At 43.8% G+C, this 23786-nt stretch carries 25 protein-coding genes and 1 tRNA gene; 10 read left to right on the forward strand and 16 right to left on the reverse strand.

What is annotated here, in order from left to right:
• Window positions 1-35 precede the first annotated feature (35 nt).
• The 7 genes from TM074_RS03630 to TM074_RS03660 form a co-directional block, all read right to left on the reverse strand.
• A complete protein-coding gene (locus TM074_RS03630) occupies window positions 36-1877 on the reverse strand; it encodes a hypothetical protein (RefSeq protein ID WP_369000334.1) in 1842 nt (613 codons plus the stop codon).
• On the reverse strand, window positions 1874-2536 hold the full coding sequence (locus tag TM074_RS03635; RefSeq protein ID WP_369000335.1) for a ferredoxin--NADP reductase: 663 nt from the start codon (window positions 2534-2536) through the stop codon (window positions 1874-1876). Before TM074_RS03635 ends, TM074_RS03630 begins: the two co-directional genes overlap by 4 nt.
• The gene (locus TM074_RS03640) at window positions 2521-3258 is read right to left on the reverse strand and encodes an anaerobic ribonucleoside-triphosphate reductase activating protein (protein ID WP_369000336.1); all 738 of its coding nucleotides are present in this window, start codon (window positions 3256-3258) and stop codon (window positions 2521-2523) included. The genes TM074_RS03635 and TM074_RS03640 overlap by 16 nt, the downstream gene beginning before the upstream one ends.
• The gene (locus TM074_RS03645) at window positions 3212-5341 is read right to left on the reverse strand and encodes a ribonucleoside triphosphate reductase (RefSeq protein WP_369000337.1); all 2130 of its coding nucleotides are present in this window, start codon (window positions 5339-5341) and stop codon (window positions 3212-3214) included. Before TM074_RS03645 ends, TM074_RS03640 begins: the two co-directional genes overlap by 47 nt.
• A 159-nt stretch (window positions 5342-5500) precedes the next feature.
• A complete protein-coding gene (locus TM074_RS03650) occupies window positions 5501-5623 on the reverse strand; it encodes a hypothetical protein (protein ID WP_369000338.1) in 123 nt (40 codons plus the stop codon).
• A 21-nt stretch (window positions 5624-5644) separates the two neighbouring features.
• Window positions 5645-6034: an AAA family ATPase gene (locus TM074_RS03655; RefSeq protein ID WP_369000339.1), complete on the reverse strand. Its 390-nt coding sequence runs from the start codon at window positions 6032-6034 to the stop codon at window positions 5645-5647.
• Entirely contained in the window at window positions 6031-7032 is a 1002-nt protein-coding gene (locus TM074_RS03660) for a hypothetical protein (protein ID WP_369000340.1), read from the reverse strand. The genes TM074_RS03655 and TM074_RS03660 overlap by 4 nt, the downstream gene beginning before the upstream one ends.
• Before the next feature lie 144 nt (window positions 7033-7176).
• Between TM074_RS03660 and TM074_RS03665 the strand changes: the two genes are divergently transcribed.
• Window positions 7177-8805, forward strand: coding sequence for a family 16 glycosylhydrolase (locus tag TM074_RS03665; protein WP_369000341.1), 1629 nt, complete (start codon window positions 7177-7179; stop codon window positions 8803-8805).
• Window positions 8806-8924: 119 nt separating this feature from the next.
• Here the strand turns inward: TM074_RS03665 and TM074_RS03670 are convergent.
• Window positions 8925-8999: transfer RNA gene (locus tag TM074_RS03670), tRNA-Asn, on the reverse strand.
• 41 nt (window positions 9000-9040) lie between these two features.
• A complete protein-coding gene (locus TM074_RS03675) occupies window positions 9041-9373 on the reverse strand; it encodes a LexA family protein (protein ID WP_369000342.1) in 333 nt (110 codons plus the stop codon).
• A gap of 34 nt (window positions 9374-9407) precedes the next feature.
• Between TM074_RS03675 and TM074_RS03680 the strand changes: the two genes are divergently transcribed.
• The 4 genes from TM074_RS03680 to TM074_RS03695 are packed head-to-tail and all read left to right on the forward strand — an operon-like array spanning window position 9408 to window position 14469.
• Window positions 9408-10835, forward strand: a complete 1428-nt coding sequence (locus TM074_RS03680; RefSeq protein WP_369000343.1) for a hypothetical protein — start codon at window positions 9408-9410, stop codon at window positions 10833-10835.
• On the forward strand, window positions 10819-12240 hold the full coding sequence (locus tag TM074_RS03685; protein ID WP_369000344.1) for a sugar transferase: 1422 nt from the start codon (window positions 10819-10821) through the stop codon (window positions 12238-12240). The genes TM074_RS03680 and TM074_RS03685 overlap by 17 nt, the downstream gene beginning before the upstream one ends.
• Entirely contained in the window at window positions 12240-13382 is a 1143-nt protein-coding gene (locus TM074_RS03690; RefSeq protein WP_369000345.1) for a glycosyltransferase, read from the forward strand. The genes TM074_RS03685 and TM074_RS03690 overlap by 1 nt, the downstream gene beginning before the upstream one ends.
• The gene (locus TM074_RS03695; RefSeq protein ID WP_369000346.1) at window positions 13366-14469 is read left to right on the forward strand and encodes a glycosyltransferase family 4 protein; all 1104 of its coding nucleotides are present in this window, start codon (window positions 13366-13368) and stop codon (window positions 14467-14469) included. Before TM074_RS03690 ends, TM074_RS03695 begins: the two co-directional genes overlap by 17 nt.
• Here the strand turns inward: TM074_RS03695 and TM074_RS03700 are convergent.
• Window positions 14466-14903 carry an adenylyltransferase/cytidyltransferase family protein gene (locus TM074_RS03700; protein ID WP_369000347.1) on the reverse strand — a complete coding sequence of 146 codons (438 nt, stop codon included), beginning with the start codon at window positions 14901-14903 and terminating at the stop codon, window positions 14466-14468. The two genes, TM074_RS03695 and TM074_RS03700, sit on opposite strands and share 4 nt — an antisense overlap.
• A 46-nt stretch (window positions 14904-14949) precedes the next feature.
• On the opposite strand from TM074_RS03700, the gene rfbB reads away from it, so the two are divergent.
• From rfbB to TM074_RS03715, 3 genes are read left to right on the forward strand one after another with little or no spacing between them, the layout of a single operon-like run.
• Window positions 14950-15963, forward strand: a complete 1014-nt coding sequence (gene rfbB / locus TM074_RS03705) for a dTDP-glucose 4,6-dehydratase (RefSeq protein WP_369000348.1) — start codon at window positions 14950-14952, stop codon at window positions 15961-15963.
• A 2-nt stretch (window positions 15964-15965) separates the two neighbouring features.
• Complete coding sequence (locus TM074_RS03710; RefSeq protein ID WP_369000349.1) at window positions 15966-16532, forward strand: dTDP-4-dehydrorhamnose 3,5-epimerase family protein; 567 nt, start codon at window positions 15966-15968, stop codon at window positions 16530-16532.
• A 1-nt stretch (window position 16533) separates the two neighbouring features.
• The gene (locus TM074_RS03715; protein WP_369000350.1) at window positions 16534-17379 is read left to right on the forward strand and encodes an NAD(P)-dependent oxidoreductase; all 846 of its coding nucleotides are present in this window, start codon (window positions 16534-16536) and stop codon (window positions 17377-17379) included.
• 12 nt (window positions 17380-17391) lie between these two features.
• On the opposite strand, the gene TM074_RS03720 is transcribed toward TM074_RS03715, so the two are convergent.
• The 3 genes from TM074_RS03720 to TM074_RS03730 are packed head-to-tail and all read right to left on the reverse strand — an operon-like array spanning window position 17392 to window position 18833.
• On the reverse strand, window positions 17392-17814 hold the full coding sequence (locus TM074_RS03720) for a hypothetical protein (protein WP_369000351.1): 423 nt from the start codon (window positions 17812-17814) through the stop codon (window positions 17392-17394).
• Window positions 17815-17820: 6 nt separating this feature from the next.
• The gene (locus TM074_RS03725; protein ID WP_369000352.1) at window positions 17821-18621 is read right to left on the reverse strand and encodes a DUF4038 domain-containing protein; all 801 of its coding nucleotides are present in this window, start codon (window positions 18619-18621) and stop codon (window positions 17821-17823) included.
• Window positions 18612-18833, reverse strand: coding sequence for a hypothetical protein (locus TM074_RS03730; protein WP_369000353.1), 222 nt, complete (start codon window positions 18831-18833; stop codon window positions 18612-18614). Before TM074_RS03730 ends, TM074_RS03725 begins: the two co-directional genes overlap by 10 nt.
• An 86-nt stretch (window positions 18834-18919) precedes the next feature.
• On the opposite strand from TM074_RS03730, the gene rfbA reads away from it, so the two are divergent.
• Window positions 18920-19789 (forward strand): glucose-1-phosphate thymidylyltransferase RfbA, encoded by an 870-nt coding sequence (gene rfbA, locus TM074_RS03735; RefSeq protein WP_369000354.1) that lies wholly within the window; start codon window positions 18920-18922, stop codon window positions 19787-19789.
• Here rfbA and TM074_RS03740 read toward each other — a convergent pair.
• Together TM074_RS03740 and TM074_RS03745 are read right to left on the reverse strand one after the other, a co-directional pair.
• Window positions 19786-21756 (reverse strand): hypothetical protein, encoded by a 1971-nt coding sequence (locus TM074_RS03740; protein WP_369000355.1) that lies wholly within the window; start codon window positions 21754-21756, stop codon window positions 19786-19788. The two genes, rfbA and TM074_RS03740, sit on opposite strands and share 4 nt — an antisense overlap.
• Window positions 21749-22171, reverse strand: coding sequence for a GtrA family protein (locus TM074_RS03745; protein WP_369000356.1), 423 nt, complete (start codon window positions 22169-22171; stop codon window positions 21749-21751). The genes TM074_RS03740 and TM074_RS03745 overlap by 8 nt, the downstream gene beginning before the upstream one ends.
• Window positions 22172-22218: 47 nt before the next feature.
• Here TM074_RS03745 and TM074_RS03750 point away from each other — a divergent pair, with 47 nt between their 5' ends.
• On the forward strand, window positions 22219-23175 hold the full coding sequence (locus TM074_RS03750) for a glycosyltransferase family 2 protein (RefSeq protein WP_369000357.1): 957 nt from the start codon (window positions 22219-22221) through the stop codon (window positions 23173-23175).
• Between the two features lies 1 nt (window position 23176).
• Here the strand turns inward: TM074_RS03750 and TM074_RS03755 are convergent, their stop codons facing one another.
• Window positions 23177-23758, reverse strand: a complete 582-nt coding sequence (locus TM074_RS03755; RefSeq protein WP_369000358.1) for an HAD family hydrolase — start codon at window positions 23756-23758, stop codon at window positions 23177-23179.
• Window positions 23759-23786 lie beyond the last annotated feature (28 nt).

The following is a 23786-nucleotide window of genomic DNA, read 5'->3' on the forward strand; positions in this document are numbered from 1 at the left end:
TACCGTTTAGTGCAGCCTCATTCATCACTCGCAGATCAGCTGTTCAAAATAAACCTAGCTTGTCGGCCGCACACCACGCACATCGCTACTACAAACACACCAACCAGCCGCGACACCAACGACGTATCGTCTGCGCTTGATTGAGCCGTTGACACAACCCCATCCTCTGGATTAAGTCGGCTGTCGTCTGACCATAAACCAGATGATGGATGGGTATTCATCAGCAAATCATCACCATTTGCGACACTTTCTTCGCCATTATAGGCACAATCATCCAGAATATCCTTAAGTTCTGCTTGCTCTCCGGACAAGTTGATGCCTGATTTTATGTCACTAATATACATAAGTACACTTTCAATTTCATCATCACTGCGCAGCAAATCGCTTTTTTCCGATGTTTTCACAAACATAAATTCACACTCCTCACGAGACACGGGACATTCCTCTGAAATTTTCGCTGCCACCTCGTCCGACTCAACATCAGGTATTGGATCGATAATCGGTAAAGTAGAGATAGCTACCTGATGCAATGGCTCATAGTCATCAGTTTCTTCACGCGCTGTAAACGTTTCTACTGGCAGCACAATCGTCACTGCTTCAGCCGAAGGCACTTCTGGCTCTACTACTAGCGACTCCTGCTGATCAACGAAGAAAACCGCATCTTCTTCAGCCCAAAATTCATCATCCTTACCATGACTACGCTCTACCGCCACATTGATATAGTCAAGTGGCTCAATTGACAAGATCTGTGTATCAGTGAAGATTTGATCCGGAGTCGCATCTATATTAATCTCGCTAGATTGAGTATATACTGGTGCTTTCGTGCCAGAATTGTCAATTGGTCCCGTAATCGCAGATTTATCCGCCTTTACTGCATCAAATTGTGCTTCCAAGTGCTGCTGCTCGGAAATTGACGTAAAAGCACTTTCATCATTTTCTGCTGCTCGGCTCGGCTTAGGCTCTACAAAACTAGCGGCAACCTTATCATCGCTAGCCGCAGGGTAAACAGTTTCATGTTCCAGCGAATTGCTATTATCGTCAACGGTTTGGGTGTTCTTATCTATCACTACCGATACCGGCGCAGTTTCCGTCTGTGTCGGCGTATCTAAAGACTCTGATATCGGCTGCCTGTTGTCATCATGTGTCGCGTCAGAAATAGCATCAATAATGTGCGGCTTCATCCCCGTTGAAGGACTACTCACCTCTGTCACTTCAATATTCAAATCCTTGCCCAAAGCTTCGACCGTCTCGTTAGTCGAAGTTTTGTTTTCTCGTTTCTGCTGCACAATTTGCTCAGTCGGCTCATCTGCCTTAGTTGCTAAATCTATGGGCTTAGTCTTTGCCACCACTGGCTCAGGCGCTTTTTTAATAATAGACTCTTGATAATCGGTAGACCCTGAATATCCCGCCATCACCAATTCCCCGCGTCCATTTTCATCCAGACTATCAAGATCATCTGGAGCCAATAGTCTATCCAAATAGCTTTGTTTTGGTGTCATTTCCATTAAATTAGGGACTGCCTCTTCACCCGCAGAATTCATATCAGAAGATACATTCTCCTGTCTTTCCGACTCCTGTTTCATGACTAACGCCTGAGGTTTTACACACTGGCTAAGATATGGGCAACCAACACATGTCACACATGCTGTTTGACCAATTGACGCTGATACTTCCTCAGTAGAAGGTAGCTCTTCTTTGCCACTAGCCACCGCCACCAAATCAAGCCGCTCAACACTATCAGCCACCGTTTCGCCAATCCCAGACGAAAAATCCTCGCCACCAGCACCGTCTCTTAGCGACGAAAACACATCAAAATCATCACCATCAACTCCTATCCTTGTCGGTGATAATTCTCCTGTAGTCGCCACCCCAATCATTGCTCAAAAAATGTCTCCGTTGAAATATGTGATTCATCAACACCAGCGGTGGTTAGTTTTTGCCAAACATCGCGCACAAACGGCAAGCTGCCGCAGACCAGAAAGTGCACCTCACTCGGCACTTCACTCACAATGTTCGCCACCTCAAACCGCCCGTTCCGCCAGCCGTCCGTTTCCTCAATCTGCTGGCGGGTACTAAACTTATGGACCTGAATCGATGAGGCCGCTAACTCCTCAGCAAACACCATATATTCTGGCGATTTTTGACTCAAATAGAGAAAAGTCGGCTGCTTGGCGTCCGCCAAAATACTCCAAATCGGGCTGAGTCCGCACCCCGCCGCAATACCAACCAGCGGCCGTTCGGTTTGCGGGTTGAAATCGCCGTAGGCCCGGCTAATGTGCAGCGTGTCGCCAACATGGCGCGAACACAAATAACTCGAGAATTCGCCGCCCACATCCTTGACAGTAATTGACATCAGCTCCTCACTTGGACGCGAGGAAATACTATAGGCCTTGCCTTCACGCACCTGGCTGCCATCGATAAACACCGTGATATATTGCCCCGCCATAAAGTCAAACGGCCGCGCAAAATACAGCGTCGTTACCTCGGGGTTTTCTTGGCGCACGCGCACAATTTCGACAGTTAGTGAATCACGCATTCTTCGACATACCTTTCCATTATTTTTTGGGCGGCCCTAAATTCTTCGTCGGTAAACGTATGGTAGTTGGCAAATTTCGGACTAATGGTGGTACCGGTGCGAAAATGCTGCAAGGCAAATCGCTTAGCTCCTTTAACTAGCTCACCAATCTTTTCAAAATCCGCCACCTCCAGCTGCTCGCGAACGATGGTCGTCCGAAATTCATGGCCAATCCCTGAGTCAATCATCAGCCGCACGTTATCCTTGATAGCCTCCAGATCAATCGGCCGCGCCGCAATCTCCACGTATTTTTCCAGCGGCCCCTTGACATCCATAGCGATGAAGTCAATCGTCCCCTCCTCGATCATGCCGCGCACCACGTCAGGATGCGTACCGTTAGTATCCAGCTTGACATCAAAACCGAGCTGCTTAATCATCCGGCACAGCACCGGCAAATCCTCGTTAACCGTCGGCTCGCCACCAGAAATCACCACGCCGTCCAGCCTACCAATACGCGATTTTAGGAATATCATCGCCTCCTCGACCGGAATACTCGGTGCCAAGCGTTCGGGCAACACCAGCTCCGGATTATGGCAATAGCCGCAGCGCATATTGCAGCCAGAGAGGAACAGCGCTGCCGCCACGTGTCCTGGATAGTCCACCAGCGACAGCTTCTGAATCCCGCCGATCGCCACCTTAAGCTGGGACAGCGACGGCGCAAGCTCGCTGATGTTCGGCGGCATCGTCATAATGCTCCCTCATGTCAAATTCAGCTTGCTTACCCTTGTTCCATTGAGAAACTGGACGCAAGAAGCCAACTACACGTGAGTAAACTTCGGTCGTTTCATTACAATTTGGACACGTTGGATGTTCACCAACCAAGTAGCCATGATTTTTACAAATACTAAAGCTTGGACTAAAGGTAAAGTATGGCAATTTGTAATTTTCGCAAATCGTTTTGACCAGTTTTTTCAGCGTCTGCGGATCATCCATGCGCTCACCCAGGAAGAAGTGAATCACTGTACCGCCCGTGTATTTAGTCTGCAAATTATCTTGCAAATCCATCAGCTCAAACAAATCGTCAGTATAGTTGACCGGCAAGTGGCTGGAGTTGGTGTAGAACGGATGCTTAACCGCCGCACCCAAGCCATTGGCAAAGTGCGCTCGGTCAGGGAAGCTGGCTTTGTCAAGCTGCGCCAAGCGATAGGTCGTACCTTCAGCTGGCGTCGCCTCCAGGTTGTAGTTATTGCCCGTTTCTTTTTGGTATTCCACCAAGCGGTCGCGCATGAAATCAAGCGTTTTCTCGGCAAACGCCTTACCCTTCTCGGTGCCGATGTCAACGCCCAGCAGGTTCAACGCCGCTTCGTTGGTGCCAATCAAACCGATGGTCGAGAAGTGATTTTTCCAGTATTGGTTAAATCGCTGCTTGATGTTACGCAAGTAAAACTTAGTGTATGGGTAGAGATTAGCGTCAGTCAATCGCTCCAGGACCTTGCGCTTAGTCTCCAGGCTATCTTTCGCCATATCCATGAGATAGCCTAGGCCCTTGAAGAACTCTTTCTCGTTCTTAGACTTCAGCGCCAAACGTGGCAAGTTAATCGTCACCACACCAACTGAACCAGTCATTGGGTTTGAACCAAACAGTCCACCACCGCGGTATTCTAGCTGGCGGTTGTCGATGCGCAGGCGACAGCACATCGAGCGGGCATCCTCTGGATCCATATCAGAATTGATAAAGTTTGAGAAGTATGGAATGCCGTATTTAGCACTGGCTTCCCACAGGCTTTCGATCACTGGATTATCCCAGTTGAAATCTTTGGTGATATTGACCGTTGGAATCGGGAAGGTAAAGACGCGGCCGTTAGCATCACCCTCAGACAAGACCTCAAGTAGCGCCTTGTTGAGCATATTCATCTCTTCTTGATAATCACCATAAGTGGAGTCCTGCATTTCACCGCCAATAATCACCGGGTTATCCGCCATGTGCTTTGGGCACTCCAGGTCAAGTGTAATGTTGGTAAACGGCGTCTGGAAACCAACCCGCGTTGGCACATTGACGTTAAAGACGAATTCCTGCAGCGCTTGCTTGACCTCGTCATAGCTCAGTTTATCAGCACGGATAAACGGCGCCAGCAGCGTATCAAAATCAGAGAATGCCTGAGCACCAGCCGCCTCACCTTGTAGGGTGTAAAAGAAGTTTACTACTTGACCCAATGCCGAACGGAAATGCTTGGCTGGCTTGGACGCTACCTTGCCGGCAACACCCGTGAAACCTTCTTGCAACAGGTCAGTCAAATCCCAACCAACACAGTACACACTGAGGAGGTTAAGGTCGTGAATGTGCAAATCACCCTCTTTATGCGCCTGACCGATCTTTGGTGTGTAGATTTTGTCCAACCAGTAAGTTTTAGTAACTTCCGCCGAGACGTAATTATTCAAACCCTGTAGACTGTAGCCCATATTGGAGTTCTCATTCACCTTCCAGTCCAGGTTGCCTAGGTATTTATCAATCAAATCAACGTGCGCATTGGACGTAATTTCACGCAGTTTTTTATGTTGGTCGCGGTAGATAATGTAGGCTTTGGCAGTTTTCTTAAACTTAGAATCAAGCAAGGTGTCCTCGACGATATCCTGGATATCTTCGACACCCGGCAGACGTTTTTGGTTGCGAGTTTCCAATACTGCCAGCACTTTTTCGGTTAGTTCCTTGGCAGTTTTTTTGTCAAACTCGCCAGTCTCTAGGCCCGCTTTTTCAATGGCTTTTTCAATTTTTTTGCGATCAAACTTGACAGTCCGACCATCGCGTTTTTTGATTGATTTGTACATTACCCCTCCTTATTATGACAACAACAAACTAACCCCAACCTCCCCGAGGGGCTTGTGTTGCAAAAACCTTATTTGTTTTCTAAAAACACCATATGTAGTGCTTAATATAGAATATACACGCGATATATAGCGTCTGTCAACGAAAATACATTGTATTATTTACATGCGAGATGCGGAAGATGTTGTTCCCTCTGATAACGCCAAAACGTCGCGGCGAATCATATCGACAATTTCTGCCTGATCCAGCTTCTCGCCAATTCGCCGCTCACCTGGCACATCCAAAACATCTTGATCTTTCCACCACTAGCGCATTTCCGCTTCGCCAAATTCATGAGCATTTGGCTTAGCGGCGTGGCGGCGCACCGTTTCCTTAAACGATATGTCAAAATAATAAATCAGTTTTTCGCCCTGAAAATCATTCAGCAGCCGATGTAGCATCGCGCCGTATTTTTTATTACTCAAAATGCCTTCCAAAATCACCATATAACCAACTTTGTTGCCGTACATACATAGATCATAAATCAGCTGAATCGCCGGGTTACTTTCACTATCTTTCACGAGCAGTATTTCCCGCCGCACCATATCCTGCGACACCAACATCGTGCCGTAGCCTAGCCGACGCTGGAGCAAGCGCGCCGTGCTGGTTTTACCGCAACCAGAATTACCGCGGAGAATGATAAGTGAGATCGTCATGTACGCTCCAACAAATCATAAGCAACTGCTGCCGACAGTGCCTGCATTTGGCGAAGATTATCGCCTGGCTTAAGCGGCGGTTTGAGGCTGCGAACAAGAAAAAAACCGACAAACGCTGCCAACATCTCTGCATTGAGTTCTTCTAGCCACGGCGTTACATCTTGACCATGGCGCGCCATATCAACCAGAAACTCCGTCGCCCCAGACCCCTGAGGCGCATAGGAAGCCCAATTCCAATCAACCAATTTCAACTCACCAGTTTGCGGATGAAACGCCAAGTTATCACTGCGAACATCAGAATGATTAAAACAATCTTCTGGCTGTTTAGCGAACCGTTTAGCGCGCACCGAAATATCGGCTAATTCATCACTCCTACCTAGTAACTCCATCATCTTTTGGCAGCGTCGCTGATTAACTTTTGACTGCTCAGGCAACAGTATTTGGTAATTATCAATTAGCTGACGGCGAATATCAGCCTCGGCAATAACCTGGTCAATGCCGTCATCCAGGCCGAGTTCTGTCGCTACGAACGATTGCAATTGCATTTCCTCAACCATTTCAGCTGTTAATTGGGTATTCTCTAATTCACGAACCGCCGCTAAAACTGCCGAAATGTATCGTTCTGCCACAGATTTTTCCGCTGGCGGCCGCCACAACCAGCCGTCGGCTGACGCATAACTGGTTGTTATCAGCACATGCCCGTCGCCATCCAGTTTTATCCAATCGGCAACAAATTCTGGATGAACTTTCTGCAATAACCTTGTCACTTCATAATCTTTTTTCAGCCAAGCTAACTCGGTCTCGCCGTCGTCTGGCAACACATCAACGTCAACTTCTTTGACAAAAATTGTCTTATCGCCCGCCGACACCAGGGCACGGCGATTACGCGAAAAGCCGCCACTCACCGACGTAACCCGCAACTCAGACAGGTCAGCACCAAGCTCCGCTATCGTACATTGAAGTGCTCTATCGGTTAACAACTGTACTAAAGCCTCCATGTAAAAATTATATCATTGATATTACTACTGTTATCTCATTAACCTACTACTATCGACTCTCTTTTGTTATTAGGTTTATAGACTACTTTACTTTCATTAAGCTTATAGTTATAATATCTGTGAATACATACATAGGGGGAGAAAATGTTAATAAAAAAACGTTTTTCAAATAAAAAAGTAAAGGCATTGACTGGAATAATGACCGCATGTCTAATTATTGGCGGAGCACTATTTACACTACCAGTACAAAAAGCCAAGGGTGACGACAGCACGTACCCACCGAACGATAGCAGTTACGAAAAGGTTTGGGGTGATGAGTTTGATGGTACTTCATTAAATCGGGAAAACTGGGACTATTACGTCGGCGGCTGGAACGCCAGTGAAGTCCAAAACTGCTATAAAGACGCAACCGAGAACGTCAACGTTAGCGGTGGCAGCCTAAACTTGGTCGGCCTTTATAAACCAGGTCTGACATGTAACCAAGGAAGGAACGGTGACTTTACCTCTGGATTTGTCCATACAAAAGATAAAAAGTTCTGGACTTATGGTTACTTTGAAGCTCGCATGAAGATGCCAACAAATAAAAGTACTTGGCCAGCATTCTGGATGAGTCCTAATGAAGCCAAATACGGCGGCTGGCCTAAGAGTGGTGAAATCGATATCGTAGAGACAAAGGGCTCTAACTTAAATTATGCTGCTTCTGATGCTCACTGGGGAATTTCGGCAGGAAATAAAAGCCATAGGCAGCACGTAATTGAAACAGATAAATTTAGTGACGCTAGCCAATGGCATACATATGGCGTGAAATGGACCGAAGGAAAGCTTGAATTCTACATTGACGGCAAGAAACACCATGAAATTAACAACTTTAGTCAGCCAAATTCCACAAATCACCCCGGACCCTTCAATATCCCATTTTACCTAAGACTTAACCTAGCGATTGGCGGTAGCTACATTGACACTCCATGGAAAGATGCTCATAATTCTATAGCTGATTTCCCAGCAACTATGTCAATCGACTATGTCCGTGTTTATCAGATAAAACCACGACAGCCCAAGAACGTCAATGTGCCAGATAGCAATTTGCGCACTCTGCTTAACCAAAAATTAGCAGCACAACTTGGGACTACTCGCACCAACGATCAAGTCATTACCGACGTAGAGTTAGAAAGCTTAACAAATCTAAACTTGGATGCAGCACCAAATGCACCACTTGATCAGCGAATCAGCAACCTGACCGGTCTAGAGGCAGCTAAAAACCTCACAGCCCTGTCCCTTCAGAATAATGCAATTAGCGACTTACGACCACTTGCCGGGCTAGCATCCTTGACTTCACTAAATCTTAATAATCAATTAATCGCTTCAAGCACCAATACCGACTCATTCGCTTCACCCCTAAGGGATCCTGCAGGAAATACTGTCGATATAAATAATTCAGCGGAAGTAGCTAACGATACAGCAAACCCTGGAAACATTAAACTACTCTCACCAACCCGCGATGGCAATCCTCATCTTATTGTCGCTAATTGGTCGAGGAACGTAACTATTGGGACAGCTTCAGCCGTCTTTAGCGGCAAGCTTAATGTAACCGCCACACTACAAGCAGCACCAACGCCACAGCCACAGCCTAATCCTAGTACACCAAGTAATACTCAGAAACCAGGAAAAACTCAAAGCTCCAATAATTCGCTAGCAAGCACAGGATTTAATATTCTGCTGGGAGTCGTAACCGCCCTACTGATTGGTATAGCAGGCATGTTTATCCTACGATAAATATATTGCAACCATAAAAAAGAAGATGCCACCCCTTTTAGATGGCATCTTCTTTTTGTATATTTACTGCCTAGTTAAGATAGGTAAAGAAAAAACACCTCCGTAGAAGTGTCTTTTCTTGGCTCCGGCAGCTGGGCTCGAACCAGCGACCTATTGGTTAACAGCCAACCGCTCTACCACTGAGCTATGCCGGAATACGGATCTTATTATATCGAGTTTTTAAACAGTTGTAAAGTTACTGACGAACAATTTCTAGTGCTTTTTTCAAAATTTCTACTTCTTTGCGCGATTTTTCATCATCTTTTTCTTCTCTTTTCTTGATTTCTCTAGTCAAATTCTTCCACCAAGCCTCTTTTTCAGTAATACGCACAGCCAAAGACCTTACTTCGCCGTCGCGCTTGTACAGTAATCCTGCCGACACCAAATTATCAACATGTTTAGCTACGGTTGAAACCGATTTATATCCGAGTGCACGCATAATTTCCCGCAGCGTCGGACTATAGCCATTACCCTTAATAAACCCATCGATGAAATCCAGCATCATTTTCTGTTTTTTCGTCAGCTTCATATCTAAAGTATACACTATGCGCTATACTTACAGTATGGCAAAAAGCTTTATGGACGACGCTCGATTTTGGTTTCTGGCAATAGTTATTTTTGGCGGCGTCTTTGCCTTAAGCCCCAGCATAAGTTTAGCAATCCTTGATTTTCCTTCCCTGCGCCTGGGTTTATATCAAATGGCAGCCGCTGGACTTCTTATCACATCTTTACCGATATTATTTAAGAAACGGCAAACCTTCCTTAAAAATCGTTACCTAATCGGCGGGTTTTTAGCAATTTTTCTAGCCATGTCTATCGGTACCTTTTTCGCCGAAGCGCGTCTTCGCACTATGCTTTATTCATTGTCACTCTTATTTTTATTAGTTGTAGGTTTATCGGCTGGCGTGGTTTATGCAGAATTGTCAAAGACCAAAAAACATAGATTAGTCAAGTTTGGCTTATGGAGCGGTCTGGTTTTCGGAATCTTAGCAATTATCCAACTCATCGTCGCCACCTTCGAGCCAACTGGTTTTGGTACACTTTGCCCTGGCTGTAAAGCTGATGTTTTTGGTTTTCCGCGCATCAATCTATTCGCCGCCGAACCGCAGTTTCTAGCCAATGCCCTGCTGCCTGCCTTTTTCTTAGCCCTCTTCCAACCAAAGTCTCGCCTCGCTCAACTCAGCTTATTTTTCACCGCCACAGCCATCGCCCTAACTTTTTCCCGCGGTGGATTTTTAGCAATTTTTCTAGCTATAATGATTTTCATTATTGTCGCCTCAATCAAGCGCCTCAATACTTCTTTCCTCTATAAAAAACTTCCTCTGATTATCATCGGCACATTTTTCGGATTTACTTTACTATTTCTATCCGCCAACGTTCGTTATAGCAGCTCGCCGTTCATCGCACATAACACGCTTGTTAGTATGATCGACCAATTATCCCTCGGCCGAATTAAAATACCACAAAAAACCACCGTGAAAAGCCAGCCAGCGCCAGCGGCAAAAAGCCCTTCTCCGCATAGCACGCCGGACGCAAAGTCAACTTCACCTGAACAAAATTTCCAGCCTACCGGTTTCGTTGAAGCTTCAGCCAACGATCGTCTTAGCGCCAGTGACTTAGCGATTAAATCCTGGTTAAGCTCGCCGCGCAACTTTTTCTTTGGCGTCGGTCTCGGCAATCTCGGCAGCTTCATCCAAAATCATCTCCACGTTAGCGTACCAACCGACCAAACCGTCTACATTTTCTACATTTTACTACTTAGCGGATTGGGTATCATTGGCTTATTACCGCTCATCCTGACATCTCTTACAATTCTCTTCTTTGCTATAAAAAATCTCCACCGCCCCAAAGCACAGTTTATATTTTCATTAACCACAGCACTACTTATCCATTTCTGGTTCTTTGGTAGTTTCATTAACACAATTCACTGTTTTGCTATAATTGGTATATTTTTGTATAATTACCCCAGAGATTATGCGGAAAAAGTCTGATTTTTACTTCAAAGTTGTTCTGGTCGTTCTTGATGTCTTGGCTCTATTGAGCGCCTTTACTATTGCCTATATTTTACGCATATCCTTAGACCCCAGGCCATTTCATGTCAGCATCAACGCCCTAGATTTCATTACGTCTATCACTATGACCTTACCGCTATGGATTATAATGTTCTATTTCTTCGGACTTTACGACCGCGAAAGCTACACCCATCCTTTACGCCAATTTGGACGAATTCTTCTGGCGTCAGTCACCGGAATTATGGTTATGATTTCAGTAACCTTTTTCACCAACACGCCGCTTTTTCCAGCCAAGCTTGTCGCTGTCTATGCCGCAGGAATCGGCTTTATTTTACTGATGATATTTCGGAGTACGGCAAATATTATCCGCTTGCGGCTGTTAAAGCGTGGTTTGGGGGCACGACGAGTTGTATTGATTGGCAATTGCGATTTAACCCATGTTTTGGCCGATTTTATTGAGAATAATCCATTAACTGGCTTTAAGATTAGCGGGATTGTAGCGCGGGCTGAGTTTATTCCGATTGAGCTGAAAAGCCTCAGACGCTCATCATTAGAATCAGCACTAACCAGAGATAAAATTGATGTTATTATCCAAACCAACTCGAAAAATGTTAGCAACAATTACCAACTCGCCCAGAAACATTATTTAGATTTTTATCAAGCACCAGAATTTGACGGAATTATGACCGCCAAACACACCATTGACATTATTGATTCCGTGCCGCTAATTCACGCTCATCCGACGCCGCTGATGGGTTACGGCCAGATTGTGAAACGAATTATGGATATTATTGGCGGAACAATTGGTATTATTTTAGCCTCGCCAATAATGCTTTTGGTGGCAATTGCCGTGAAAATTAGCGATCCAGCCGGCCCAATCTTGATGCACGGCAAACAACAAAAGCGTCTCACTCGTTATAACCGGCCGTTCAAAGTTTACAAATTCCGCTCGCATTATGCCAAATTTGATGGTAAAACTGACGAGGAGGTATTCCAAATGGTCGGCAAGCCTGAGCTGATTGAAGAATATCGTAAAAACGGCGATAAACTTGATCAAGATTTTCGCGTTACACCGGTCGGACGCTTTATTCGCCGGTTTAGCTTGGACGAATTGCCACAATTGTTTAATGTTTTAAAGGGCGACATCAGCCTGGTTGGACCGCGCGCCTTGGTGCCACATGAGCTCAGCGCATACGATAAAAAATATGTTTTATTGGCGGTAAAATCCGGACTAACTGGACTGGCAGTAGTTTCTGGCAGACGCAGCATTAGCTTCGAGGAGCGGCGGCGAATTGACCTATACTACGTACAAAACTGGAGTCTATGGCTGGATATTACTATTTTATTAAAAACCTGCTTGGTTATTTTCCAAAAGGATAATTGATGAGCAAGCCGAAAATTGCCATAGTTCACGACTGGTTGTACGGTGGCGGCGCGGAAAAAGTCGTCTTAGAAATCCACAAATTATACCCAGAGGCGCCAATTTATACTTCTTTTTGCAGCGATGAATGGCGACAAAAACTAGATAATAAAGTTGTTACTGGCTATTTGCAGCGTTGGCCATTTGCCAAACTACGGCGTTTTCTGCCGCTGCTTAGACAGTGGTGGTTCGCGCGGCTCGACCTTAGTCAATATGACATTATCCTCTCTAGCTCGGGCAACGGCGAAGCTAAATTTGCCCACAAATCCCGCCCCGAACAACTGCATATTTGCTACTGCCACACGCCAACGCACTTTTATTGGCGGCACTATGATGAATATATTAAGCGCCCCAGTTTTCGTCCGCGCTGGCTAGCCAGATTAGGCTTAAGAACTTTGGTTCGTCCGTTGAAAAAACGCGATTTTACTGCCGCCCAGCAAGTTGACGTCTTCATTGCCAATTCTACTGGCATCCAAGCTGATATCGCAGAATTTTACCAGAAAAAAAGCACTGTTATTTTTCCACCAATTGACCTATCGAATTTCTCGCCGCTTGCTAAAAATCGCCAGAAAAAGAGCATTCCTAAAAAACCGCGTTGCCTGATTTGGGGACGAATTGTACCAATGAAGCGACTTGATGTAGCTATCGACGCCTGCCAAAAACTTGGTTGGCAACTAGATATTATAGGCAAAGGCCCCGATATGGACCGTCTAAAAAAACTGGCTGGCTCACATACAAATTTCTTAGGATTTGTTGCTGATGTAACTCGGGAAAAATATATTAAAGAGGCCGATTTATTTATTTTTTGTTCACACGAGGACTTTGGAATTGCTCCTGTTGAGGCTTTGGCAGCAGGAATTCCGGTGGTAGCTTACCAAGCAGGCGGCGCGCTTGATTATATTAATCCAGAAAAAAACGGCTGGTTTTTCTCAGATCAAACAGCTGAACAATTGGTAAAAACTTTGAAAGAATTACCAGGTAAAAAAATTTCGCCAGCAAAAATTTCTGCTACTGCCAACGAATTTTCAGCCGCCATTTTCCGCAAATCAATGAAAAATATAGTTGAAAAATTATGGAAGGAGTATTCTCATGAAAATCGCCATTGACGCTCGCACATTACGAACAAGTACTGGCCGCTACATTGAAAGGCTGATTCATTATCTACAAAAGATTGATAAGAAAAACGATTATATTATCCTACTAAAGCCAAAAGATTTTGACAGCTGGCAGCCAACCAATCCACGTTTCCAAAAAGTAGCTTGCCCTTATAAAGAATATACTTTTTCTGAACAAATTGATTTTAAAAAGCAGCTGGAGGAACTAAAGCCAGACTTGGTGCACTTTGCGATGGTTCAGCAACCAGTTTGGTATAATGCTAGTCCAGTCGTCACCACTATGCAAGACCTGACCACTGTTCGGTTTAGAAATCCTGATAAAAACCCCGTTATTTTCTGGATAAAGCAACAAATTTACAAATGGGTCAATAAAAAAGTTGCTCGAAAATCTGCTCATATAATTACTATTTCTGATTTTGTGAAAAATGATTTGATTGGCTTTATCGGGATTAGTCCAGATAAAATTACAGTGACGCTAGAGTCGGCTGACGAACTGCCAAAGGGCAATGATCCGGTCAAATCATTAATTGGCAAGAAATTTATTATGTATATCGGTCGGCCAACACCGCATAAAAATTTGCGGCGGCTGATTGACGCTTTTGCATTATTGCAAAAAAAATATCCAGAGTTGACTTTAGCTTTAGCTGGCAAAAAAGACAGTAATTATGCTCGCCACGAAGCATATGTCAATAAGCATGGAATTAAAAATGTCGTATTCACTGACTTTATATCAGATGAACAATTGCGCTGGATGTATGAAAATACGGCTGTTTATTGCTTCCCGTCACTTAGTGAAGGCTTTGGCCTGCCAGGTCTTGAAGCGATGTTACACGGCGCGCCCGTAGCTTCAAGTACTGCTACTTGTCTACCGGAAACTCACGGCGATGCCGCTCACTATTTTGATCCGTATGACGCTGAGGATATAGCGCGGGCAATTGATGAAATTCTATCTAACGAAAAGCTACGTCGAGAATTGATTAAAAAAGGCAAGCAGCACGTCAAAACTTTTTCCTGGAAGCGGATGGCTGAGCAGACGCTGGCGGTTTATGAACAATACGGTGACCAGAATAAAAACTAGCTTTCTTGACCAGTAGCCTGATTTATACGCGTAGACGAATCTGCTTTATTTGTACCGCCAACTCCATATACCATTTCAATGTTATATTTTTCACAAACATCACGCTCTGGTACAACCTCTGGTGCCGATCGATCACCACCATTAGCAAACACCAGCTTACAGCCCGGATACTGTCGCGCAATCATTTCCAGCGTCTCCGTTACTGGTGGCTCTTCGTCAATAGACAGCATTACTTGATTAACACCTTTTAATGCTCGCATTAATCGAAGCCGATTTTCCTCATTGAGAATGATTTTTCCTTTTTTAAGCAATTGCTGTTTGTCGTTATTAACAACCACAATCAAATAATCACCCATTTTTGCCGCTGCTTCAATCATATCTAAATGCCCACCGTGCAATGGATTAAAATAGCCACTAACAATTACAACCTTCATATTTCCTCCTCTGTAACTTCTATATTATACCTGATATACTATAGTTATGACAAAGATGCTAGTCACGGGAGGCGCGGGATTCATTGGCTCGAATTTTGTGCATTATACCGTCAAACACAAGCCAGAATACGACATCACCGTTATCGACAAGTTAACTTATGCGGGAAATACCGCCAATTTACAGCCAGTAGCTGACCAAATTAATTTCGTGGAAGGCGACATTTGTGATGCCGAATTGATGGATAAATTGGTGGCTGAAAATGACATTGTAGTGCATTTCGCCGCCGAAAGTCACAACGACAATTCCCTGCGCAATCCCTGGCCGTTTGTCGAAACCAACGTCATCGGCACCTACACCATTCTTGAGGCTATCCGCAAACACGGCAAGCGCCTCCATCACATCTCGACCGACGAAGTGTTTGGCGACTTGGAACTCGACGACCCCAACCGCTTCACCGAAGACACCCCGTACAACCCGTCCAGCCCCTACTCCAGCACCAAGGCTTCCAGCGACATGTTGGTACGCGCCTGGATTCGCAGCTTCGGCATCAAAGCGACGATTTCCAATTGCTCAAACAACTACGGCCCATACCAGCACATTGAAAAATTTATTCCACGCCAAATCACCAATATTTTGAGTGATATTAAACCAAAACTGTACGGTACGGGCGAGCAGGTTCGCGACTGGATTCATGTCGATGATCACAATGCTGCCGTCCATCTCATCCTAGAAAAAGGCGAGCTGGGTGAAACGTACATCATCGGCGCTGACAATGACCATGTCAACAACAAAATGGTGATTGAACTGATTTGCGAGCTAATGGGTAAAGGTAAAGATTGGTACGAACACGTTAATGACCGCCCAGGTCACGATATGCGCTACGCCATGGATTCTAGCAAGTTGCGCCGCGAACTCGGTTGGCAGCCTGAGTATACTGATAACCAAACTGGCATGCGCGACGGACTACTGCAAACCATTGAGTGGTACCGCGAGCACGAAGATTGGTGGAAAGCGCAAAAAGAGGCCGTTGAAGCAGCATATGCAAAGCAAGGACAATAATCATGTTTGATCCAAATAACTACAATGAACTAACCGTCAGCGAATCACCGATTCCTGGATTATTTGTCATCAAATTGCCCGTCCATGGCGATAATCGCGGCTGGTTCAAAGAAAACTACCAAAAAGAAAAAATGGAAGCACTGGGACTACCATCATTTACCATCGTACAAAACAACATCAGCTTCAACGACAAAGCTGGTGCCACCCGCGGCCTGCACGCCGAGCCATGGAATAAATTTATCTCCACCGCCAACGGCCGCGTCTTTGGTGCGTGGTGTGATTTGCGCAAAGGTGACAGCTTCGGCACGGTTTTCACGCACGAAATCAATCCTGGCACGGCAATTTTCGTACCCAAAGGTGTTGCTAACGGCTATCAGGCGCTTGATGATAACATCGCCTACACTTACCTGGTTGATGCGCACTGGTCACCAGACGCCAAATACACCTTTGTCAATTTATTTGACCCAGCACTCGGTATTGACTGGCCGATCAGCCAAGAGCAGGCGATTATTTCTGAAAAAGACGCCGCTCATCCACTACTTACAAACGTAATCCCGATGGAGGTTTAATATGAATTCAAATAACATTTTTATTGTCGGAGCAAATGGTCAATTAGGACGGGCCCTTCGTCAACAATATCCAGAAGCACAGTTCGCTGACATAGACGAGATGGATATCACTGACCGCCGATCAGTTGAGTCATTCGATTGGTCAGGAATATCAATAGTTTTAAACGCAGCAGCCTTTACTAACGTTGACGGCGCGGAAACACCAGAGGGTCGCGTAGCAGCCTGGAAGGTTAACGCCTCAGCGGTTGCAAACCTAACCCGAGTTTGCCGCACTCACAACATGACTTTAGTACATATTTCTAGTGATTACGTATTTGACGGGACGAAAGAGCCTCATTCTGAAAATGAGGACTTTAGCCCACTGAGTGTTTATGGTGCATCAAAAGCGGCTGGAGATCTGCTCGTTGAGCAGCTCGATAAGTTTTATTTACTGCGCACTACTTGGGTAATTGGTGAAGGTAAAAATTTCGTCCGCACCATGCTGGGATTGGCGGAAAAAAATATTTCACCGACAGTTGTCCATGACCAAATTGGCCGATTAACCTTTACTAGCGAATTGGTGAGAATTATTGACCACCTGCTGTCAACTCAAGCGCCATTCGGCACATACAACGCTACCAACGACGGCCCGTTGGAAAGCTGGGCGGATATCACCAGGCGAATTTTCCGGCTAGCTGGGCGCGACGACTTGACCGTTACTAACACGACGACGGCTGAATATTTTGCTGGCAAAGATGGCGTTGCACCGCGACCGCTTGGCAGCGATATGAGCTTGGATAAGTTACATGATACTGGTTTTATCAGCCGTGATTGGGTAGATGATTTAAGTGAATACATCGTTAAATAAACTAAAGTTAGCCTATTTAACAGCATTAACAGATTGCCTCAAAAGCTTATTCTCTATATCGGTAAAACCAGATAATATAACCACCTTATCTGGCATGTTTCCTTTAATAAAATTAAATTGACTTGGGTCATATATTAGATCTTTAGCAACAGAATCCGAATAGCCCCTAGATACATAAGTTATCTTACGATTTCTCTTGTCAATCATTTGAATGGAAAGATTATCTCCAACGCTACTGACCTTACTATTTATGTCCCCCTCTAGAAAACTCTTAGCACATAAAAACAATTTATTTGATTTTCCTATCTTTAATGGAACTGCAGATTTTTTAGCTTCCCAGAAAGTACGCCGACCCCAGTGAGCCAAGAAATTTCCATCACCAACATTCCAAATACCATGACTACCATAACAATATGCACTAGCACCCGATAGCATGCTTGTCTAAAAAGCAAATATTTGATCACTTTCAAAAAACGAATTATTAATACCCTCATACCAAGGTTCCAAATTAATGAATGGCTTTTCGTTGGACCTATATTCCATAGGTAGCATCCACAGTTTATTTCTAGAATCCTCCGAGTGTCCGGTCTGTACAGTAATAGCAGAAAAGTCTCGACTAACAGCCCAGCTATCCGTATTAGGTGTAGTATGACAAATTACTGGTAGTCCAGTTATCTTTTTAACTTCTTTATACACTCGCAACCATTCTGCTATTTGTCTTTTTTGTTTTATTGAAGAAATGCTAAATTTATTAAGAACTTTTTCCATTATAGCTCTAGACTGAACATGAACCCGCAAATCAATTTCACCGGTTAGACAATAAATTGGGTCAAATTTTTCTGTAACTTTAACTATTCTCTTCCACCACTCAATCATATTATTTCGACCAATCTGACCAATTTGCGGGCCCCAACCACCATATATTATTGGTTTTAAATGCAACTTGTTTAGTATTTCTATCTTTTCAAGTGCGGCAGCTATATAGTCTTGATTTATAATAAAATTCGATTCTTGTAAACAAAAGGCGGGCTTGCCACCACCATGAGACTGAGGGCTATCGATAGTAACCTCAGGGGGTATACCCATTACTAATTGAATAGCTGAAAAGCCCTCGTCTTTATGCTGCTGTGCTAGCCTGTAAAACTCATCTATTGAAATTCTATCCGTCAAACCATACCACCAGGTATCAGCGAGAAAATGATCAATCGTTCGATTGTACTGTTTATCGATGGCTACAGGCATTTTAGAGTATCTTCCCATGCAGTACGAGCCAGTGATTTAGGTATTTTTACATCATCAAACGAGATGATTTCACCCTCTTTAATATCTCTTTTAAACGTAGTATTCGCAATCAGTCCTATTGGGATTTTATCCTTATTAACCTTAATAGGCATCGCCTCACCACGAATAATAAAACTACCAGTCGCTCTGTCGATTTTTTCTCCTGCTAACACTAAAACGTATCGTTGTTGCCTATGAATATTATCTCCCGCATCTGTTAATATGATATCATATTAACAGTAAGCTAGAGAGAGGAGCAATGAAAGGAATTATTTTAGCAGGCGGCTCAGGCACTCGCCTCCACCCTATCACCAAGGCTATTAGCAAACAGCTAATGCCGATATACGATAAACCAATGATTTATTATCCGTTAACCACGCTGATGCAAGCAGGAATTCGCGATATTTTGATCATCACCACACCGGATGATCAAGCCGGTTTTCAGCGGCTGCTCGGCGACGGTTCGCAGTGGGGTATCAATCTGGAATATGCTGTCCAGCCCAATCCAGATGGCCTCGCACAAGCTTTCATTATCGGTGAAGAATTCATCGGTAACGACAAGGTGGCGTTAGTCCTAGGAGATAATATTTTCCACGGTGAGCGGCTAGATGAGTCCCTACAGGAGTGTACCAATCCTGACGGCGGTACAGTTTTTGCTTACAAAGTTTCTGACCCAGAACGATATGGTGTTGTCGAGTTTGATGAGCAAAATCAAGCTATTTCCATCGAAGAAAAACCAGGTGAGCCAAAATCAAACTTCGCCGTGGTCGGGTTATATTTTTATGATAACGATGTTATTGAGATCGCCAAAAACGTCCAGCCTTCAGCACGAGGCGAGCTGGAAATCACCTCCATCAATGCTGAATATCTCCACCGCGGCAAACTACAGGTTCAAACCCTAGACAACGGTGACGTTTGGCTAGATACTGGGACGATTGATAGTCTAACTGATGCCTCTGACTTCGTTCGCGTCATCCAAAAACGAACTGGCCGCATCATCGGTAGCCCAGAAAAAATTGCTTTCAAAAATGACTGGATTAGCCGAGAACAACTCAACACGCTTGCTGAGCCGCTAAAGAAATCTGGTTATGGCAAGTATCTAGTTAGCGTAGATTGTCAATCAAGCTAAAACATGCCTCGCAAGCTGCTGCATATCCCATTCAAGCTATCCTTTGATACGTTGCTGGGGTCGGCAAATAATACTCTTTCATTGCCTAAAACCTCAATAAATATAGACTTTATATCGTCACTACGCGTCAAAATCAGGAGACGAGATTCTGGGGTTATATTTTTGTCCTCGAGCAAAGTCTTAGCTATAACCTGCTTTGCACTATGTATATCAGCATTAGGAGTTGACCAACTGGAAATTATTTCCTGTGTAGTAGTAGACTGTCCAGTCAGAGTCATCATAGATCTATTAAAAAATATATCACCATCAGTTTTCTGATCACTTCTAACCGAAAGTATAGCCGTAGACCTTTCTCGACAGATTGGACTCTCAGCTATAGTAATCGCATGGTCAAATAACTCTGGTGCAGTAAACGCTGCCTTTACCTTACCCTGCAAATAAACTCCAAACACACCAACCCCGTTTGAAAAGGCCATCATTATAATGCCTAGAATCATTAAAATCTTGACGCCACTTGACTGTGCTTTGTCTATAAGCGACATAGTTAGCATTGTCATAACCAAGCTAGTCAATAGGAGTAAACTTAATACAGATTTATGATAATAATAGCTGACTTCACCATTGGTCATTTTTTGAAATATAAATAACGCCAGAGAAAATACTAATGACACAACCAGCCCAATAGTTAGAGGATTAACTATTCGCTTCTTATGATTATGCCACAAATATGCCATAGCAAACACCGCCCAACTTAGCACATAGAATACATCAAAAACCAACACCCCACCCTGATCATTAATTTTATCTGATGTCACCCTCTCAAGCAGTGCATAAATAGCCCCCTGTACAACGCTAAAACTGACAATAAACAAAAGACTGCCCAGCAAAAGTTTTGACAACTTTACTTTTTGATTACTACAAAAATAATCAGCCGCTAAAGTAAAGATAAATATACCCAACGCAACTGGAAGTAGGAAAAAATAGGATAGACCAACACCAATAACAGAAAAGGTTGCTAATAGCCCGTAGGTATACTTTTGTGTAATATCGCTTTCCTTGCAATATAAAAATAGTAAGGCTATAACCGAAAGCAACAAATGGAGACTCATAATTTGTGGCATGAAACCGTCAGTAAACGCAGAAAACATTAAACCTAATAATGTGTATATCGTACAGGAGATAACAATAATAGCTGACATCCATGGCTTTTTCTTATTATCTAATTTAACAAGTTTCGTTGCCAGAAAGATAAACGCAAACACTAAAAATACATAGTTAATTATCGAATATAATAAAAAGCTAACTAGCTTTTTATTAATGTCAGTAAACCTACTCATAAACGGTTGTACAGCCTCATTAAAAACCCAAGTATTTATATGATAGCCCTGAGGGTAATTGTTGGCAGCAGAACCTAGCATAGAGTTAATCGGCAACTGGTTACCTCTTGAACCATAGACATAGCCCTTTTGTCTCTCGACAGTGTCTATAAAACTAAGATGGGATATATTATCTACCCCTGAGCCGTTAGCCACTCTTAAAAGATCGGCGCTCTGAAAACTAGAAAAAGATTGCGTCAGCATCAGGATAAATACAGTAAGGCTCACTAGAGAACTAATAATCTCGCTTAATGGAAACCATCTGCTGGGAGGAGCAAAACGACAAAATACAACAAGACCTAGATTAAATACACCGACAGTCCAGGCAAAGAGCCATATTGACATCGGCACCTTGAGAACCCATGGTATAAAAGCCAACAAAGTATTAATACTTATGTAAACCGAAAGAGTAACAAATAGTCGACCCATAAGACCTAGTCGTCTAGTCGGCAGAAATACTACCGCGGTAACTGTTGCAGCCATTATCAAAATTAAGGCTTGATTGAATACAACACCGAGAATAATAACTACAATATAAGCTATTATATATAACCTACGGTCATGCAGTCTATTTATTAGAGTATTACGCATCCTGCCTCTCTTCGTGCGATACTTTCTTTGAAAAAATAAATAGCTTAAAGACCAAAAAATTCCAAACAGCAAATACAATGGTTGTGACAATCTTTGCCCATTGAATCTCAAGGATATTCATTTTTACTAATAAATCAACAGCCGTAGAGGTCGCCATCAAATTAAAAAAACTTAGCAAAGCATATAAGCAAATTTGTGATTTTAATGAAAATCGATCGTCTTCGCTGTGATTAAAAACTCGTTTCCTGTTCATAGGAAAATTAACACAAAACCCCGATAAGAAACCAATGCCGCTCGCCATAAAAGCTGGCATTTTAGCTATATAGTACAATATGGAGGTAACTAATGTATCAACCGCCAGCGTCGTCACACCGACAACGCCAAATAAAAGTATCTGTATAACAAGCTTTTTCATACTAACCAACTAACCCATAATACCATATTTATAGTATAATGAGAGGTATGTATAGAAAGTTAGAGACCGCAGTTGTTATACCTTGTTATAACGAAGAAAAAATGATCACTCAAACGATCAAGAAATTACCAAAGTATATTGACCATGTTATAGCCGTTAATGATGCCAGCACTGATGACACCATTGGCATTCTAAATAAATTAAAAAAGCAAAATGATCGACTGATTGTCGTTGACAACAAAACAAATCAAGGTGTCGGCGGCGCTCTCATCGCAGGATATAATTACGCTATTGAGCACACCAAAGCGACCGCTATCGGGATAGTGGCTGGTGACGACCAGTTTGACTCGTCATACCTCGAGGCAATGCTAGACGATTTTATCGATCAATCAGCAGACTACGTGAAAGCCAGCCGCTTCTTCCACCGAGAAGCCTTTAAGACTATGCCAAAATACCGCCAATTTGGCAATATTTTCATATCACTGCTGACAAAATTCTCGACTGGATATTATTCCATCACAGACATCACTAATGGCTGCGGCTGGCTACGTCGCGACGTAATTGAAAAAGTCGATTTTTCCATAGTCGAAAAGCGCTACGACTATGAAACCAGCATGCTGACCGCTCTATCCATAGTCAATGCTAAAGTCATTGACCACGCCGTGCCAGCTCACTACGGTGATGAGAAATCAACTATTAAACTAATCCCAACAGCTTGGCGCAACCTCAGGGCCGTATGGAAGGGTTTTTGGCGACGAATTTACTATAAATACGTCCTGTATGGATTTCATCCTGTAGCCCTGTTCTTGTTTACTGGTATGTTCTTTTTGATCATCTCATTGCTGATTGCAGGTTTCTTGTTGTATGTTAAATTATTCACTCATCAATCACCGACCGCTGGCAGCGTTATGCTAGCTGTACTACCATTCATCTTAAGTGTACAGCTAGTTTTAACAGCGCTCACTATTGATGTCTCTAATGAGAGTAACAATTTTAAGAAATAAGCTACAGTTTGATATTGTTCACATCGCCAATACCGTCAACAAGATAGTTTGGTTGCATGGCTGAAAGAAATTCCTCGTTACGAATACCGCTCATAAGGGCAATGCTGGTCGCACCGAGCTGCTGAGCCGCCGCGATGTCTGCTTCGGTGTCGCCAATGATAACGACTTCACTTGGATTGTCCACTGTTTGTCTGACGATATCCGCCTTTTTCAGCAGCGTCCCCTCTTTTGTGTCGCTATGGCCCGACAAAATCTTTTCAAACAAATGCCGAATTCCCAAATGTTCAATCTGCCAATCAAGAGCATTTGCATTTCGCCTCAAGCTTAATAGATACAACTTGTTATCGTTTGCCCGTAACTGTTCTAGTGTGCGCAAACTATCCTTAAAGAGTTCATCCGCACCCAATTCTTCTTGCGACTCGATCCGGTCAATAAACAGCTTGAGATATGCATCTTTTTCATCAATACTCAGACCGCTCAGTGGTAGTAGCTTGTCCCAAGACACGTTAGCGCGCTTCATTTCCCAATATTCTTCTTTGCTAAGCGGAGTCCCGCCCAGCGCCTTAATACATTTTTCATACACCCGATAATGTCGCGGGGCAATATCAACC

The organism is Candidatus Nanosynbacter sp. TM7-074, from assembly GCF_041006295.1.
Classification (GTDB): Bacteria; Patescibacteriota; Saccharimonadia; order Saccharimonadales; family Saccharimonadaceae; genus Nanosynbacter.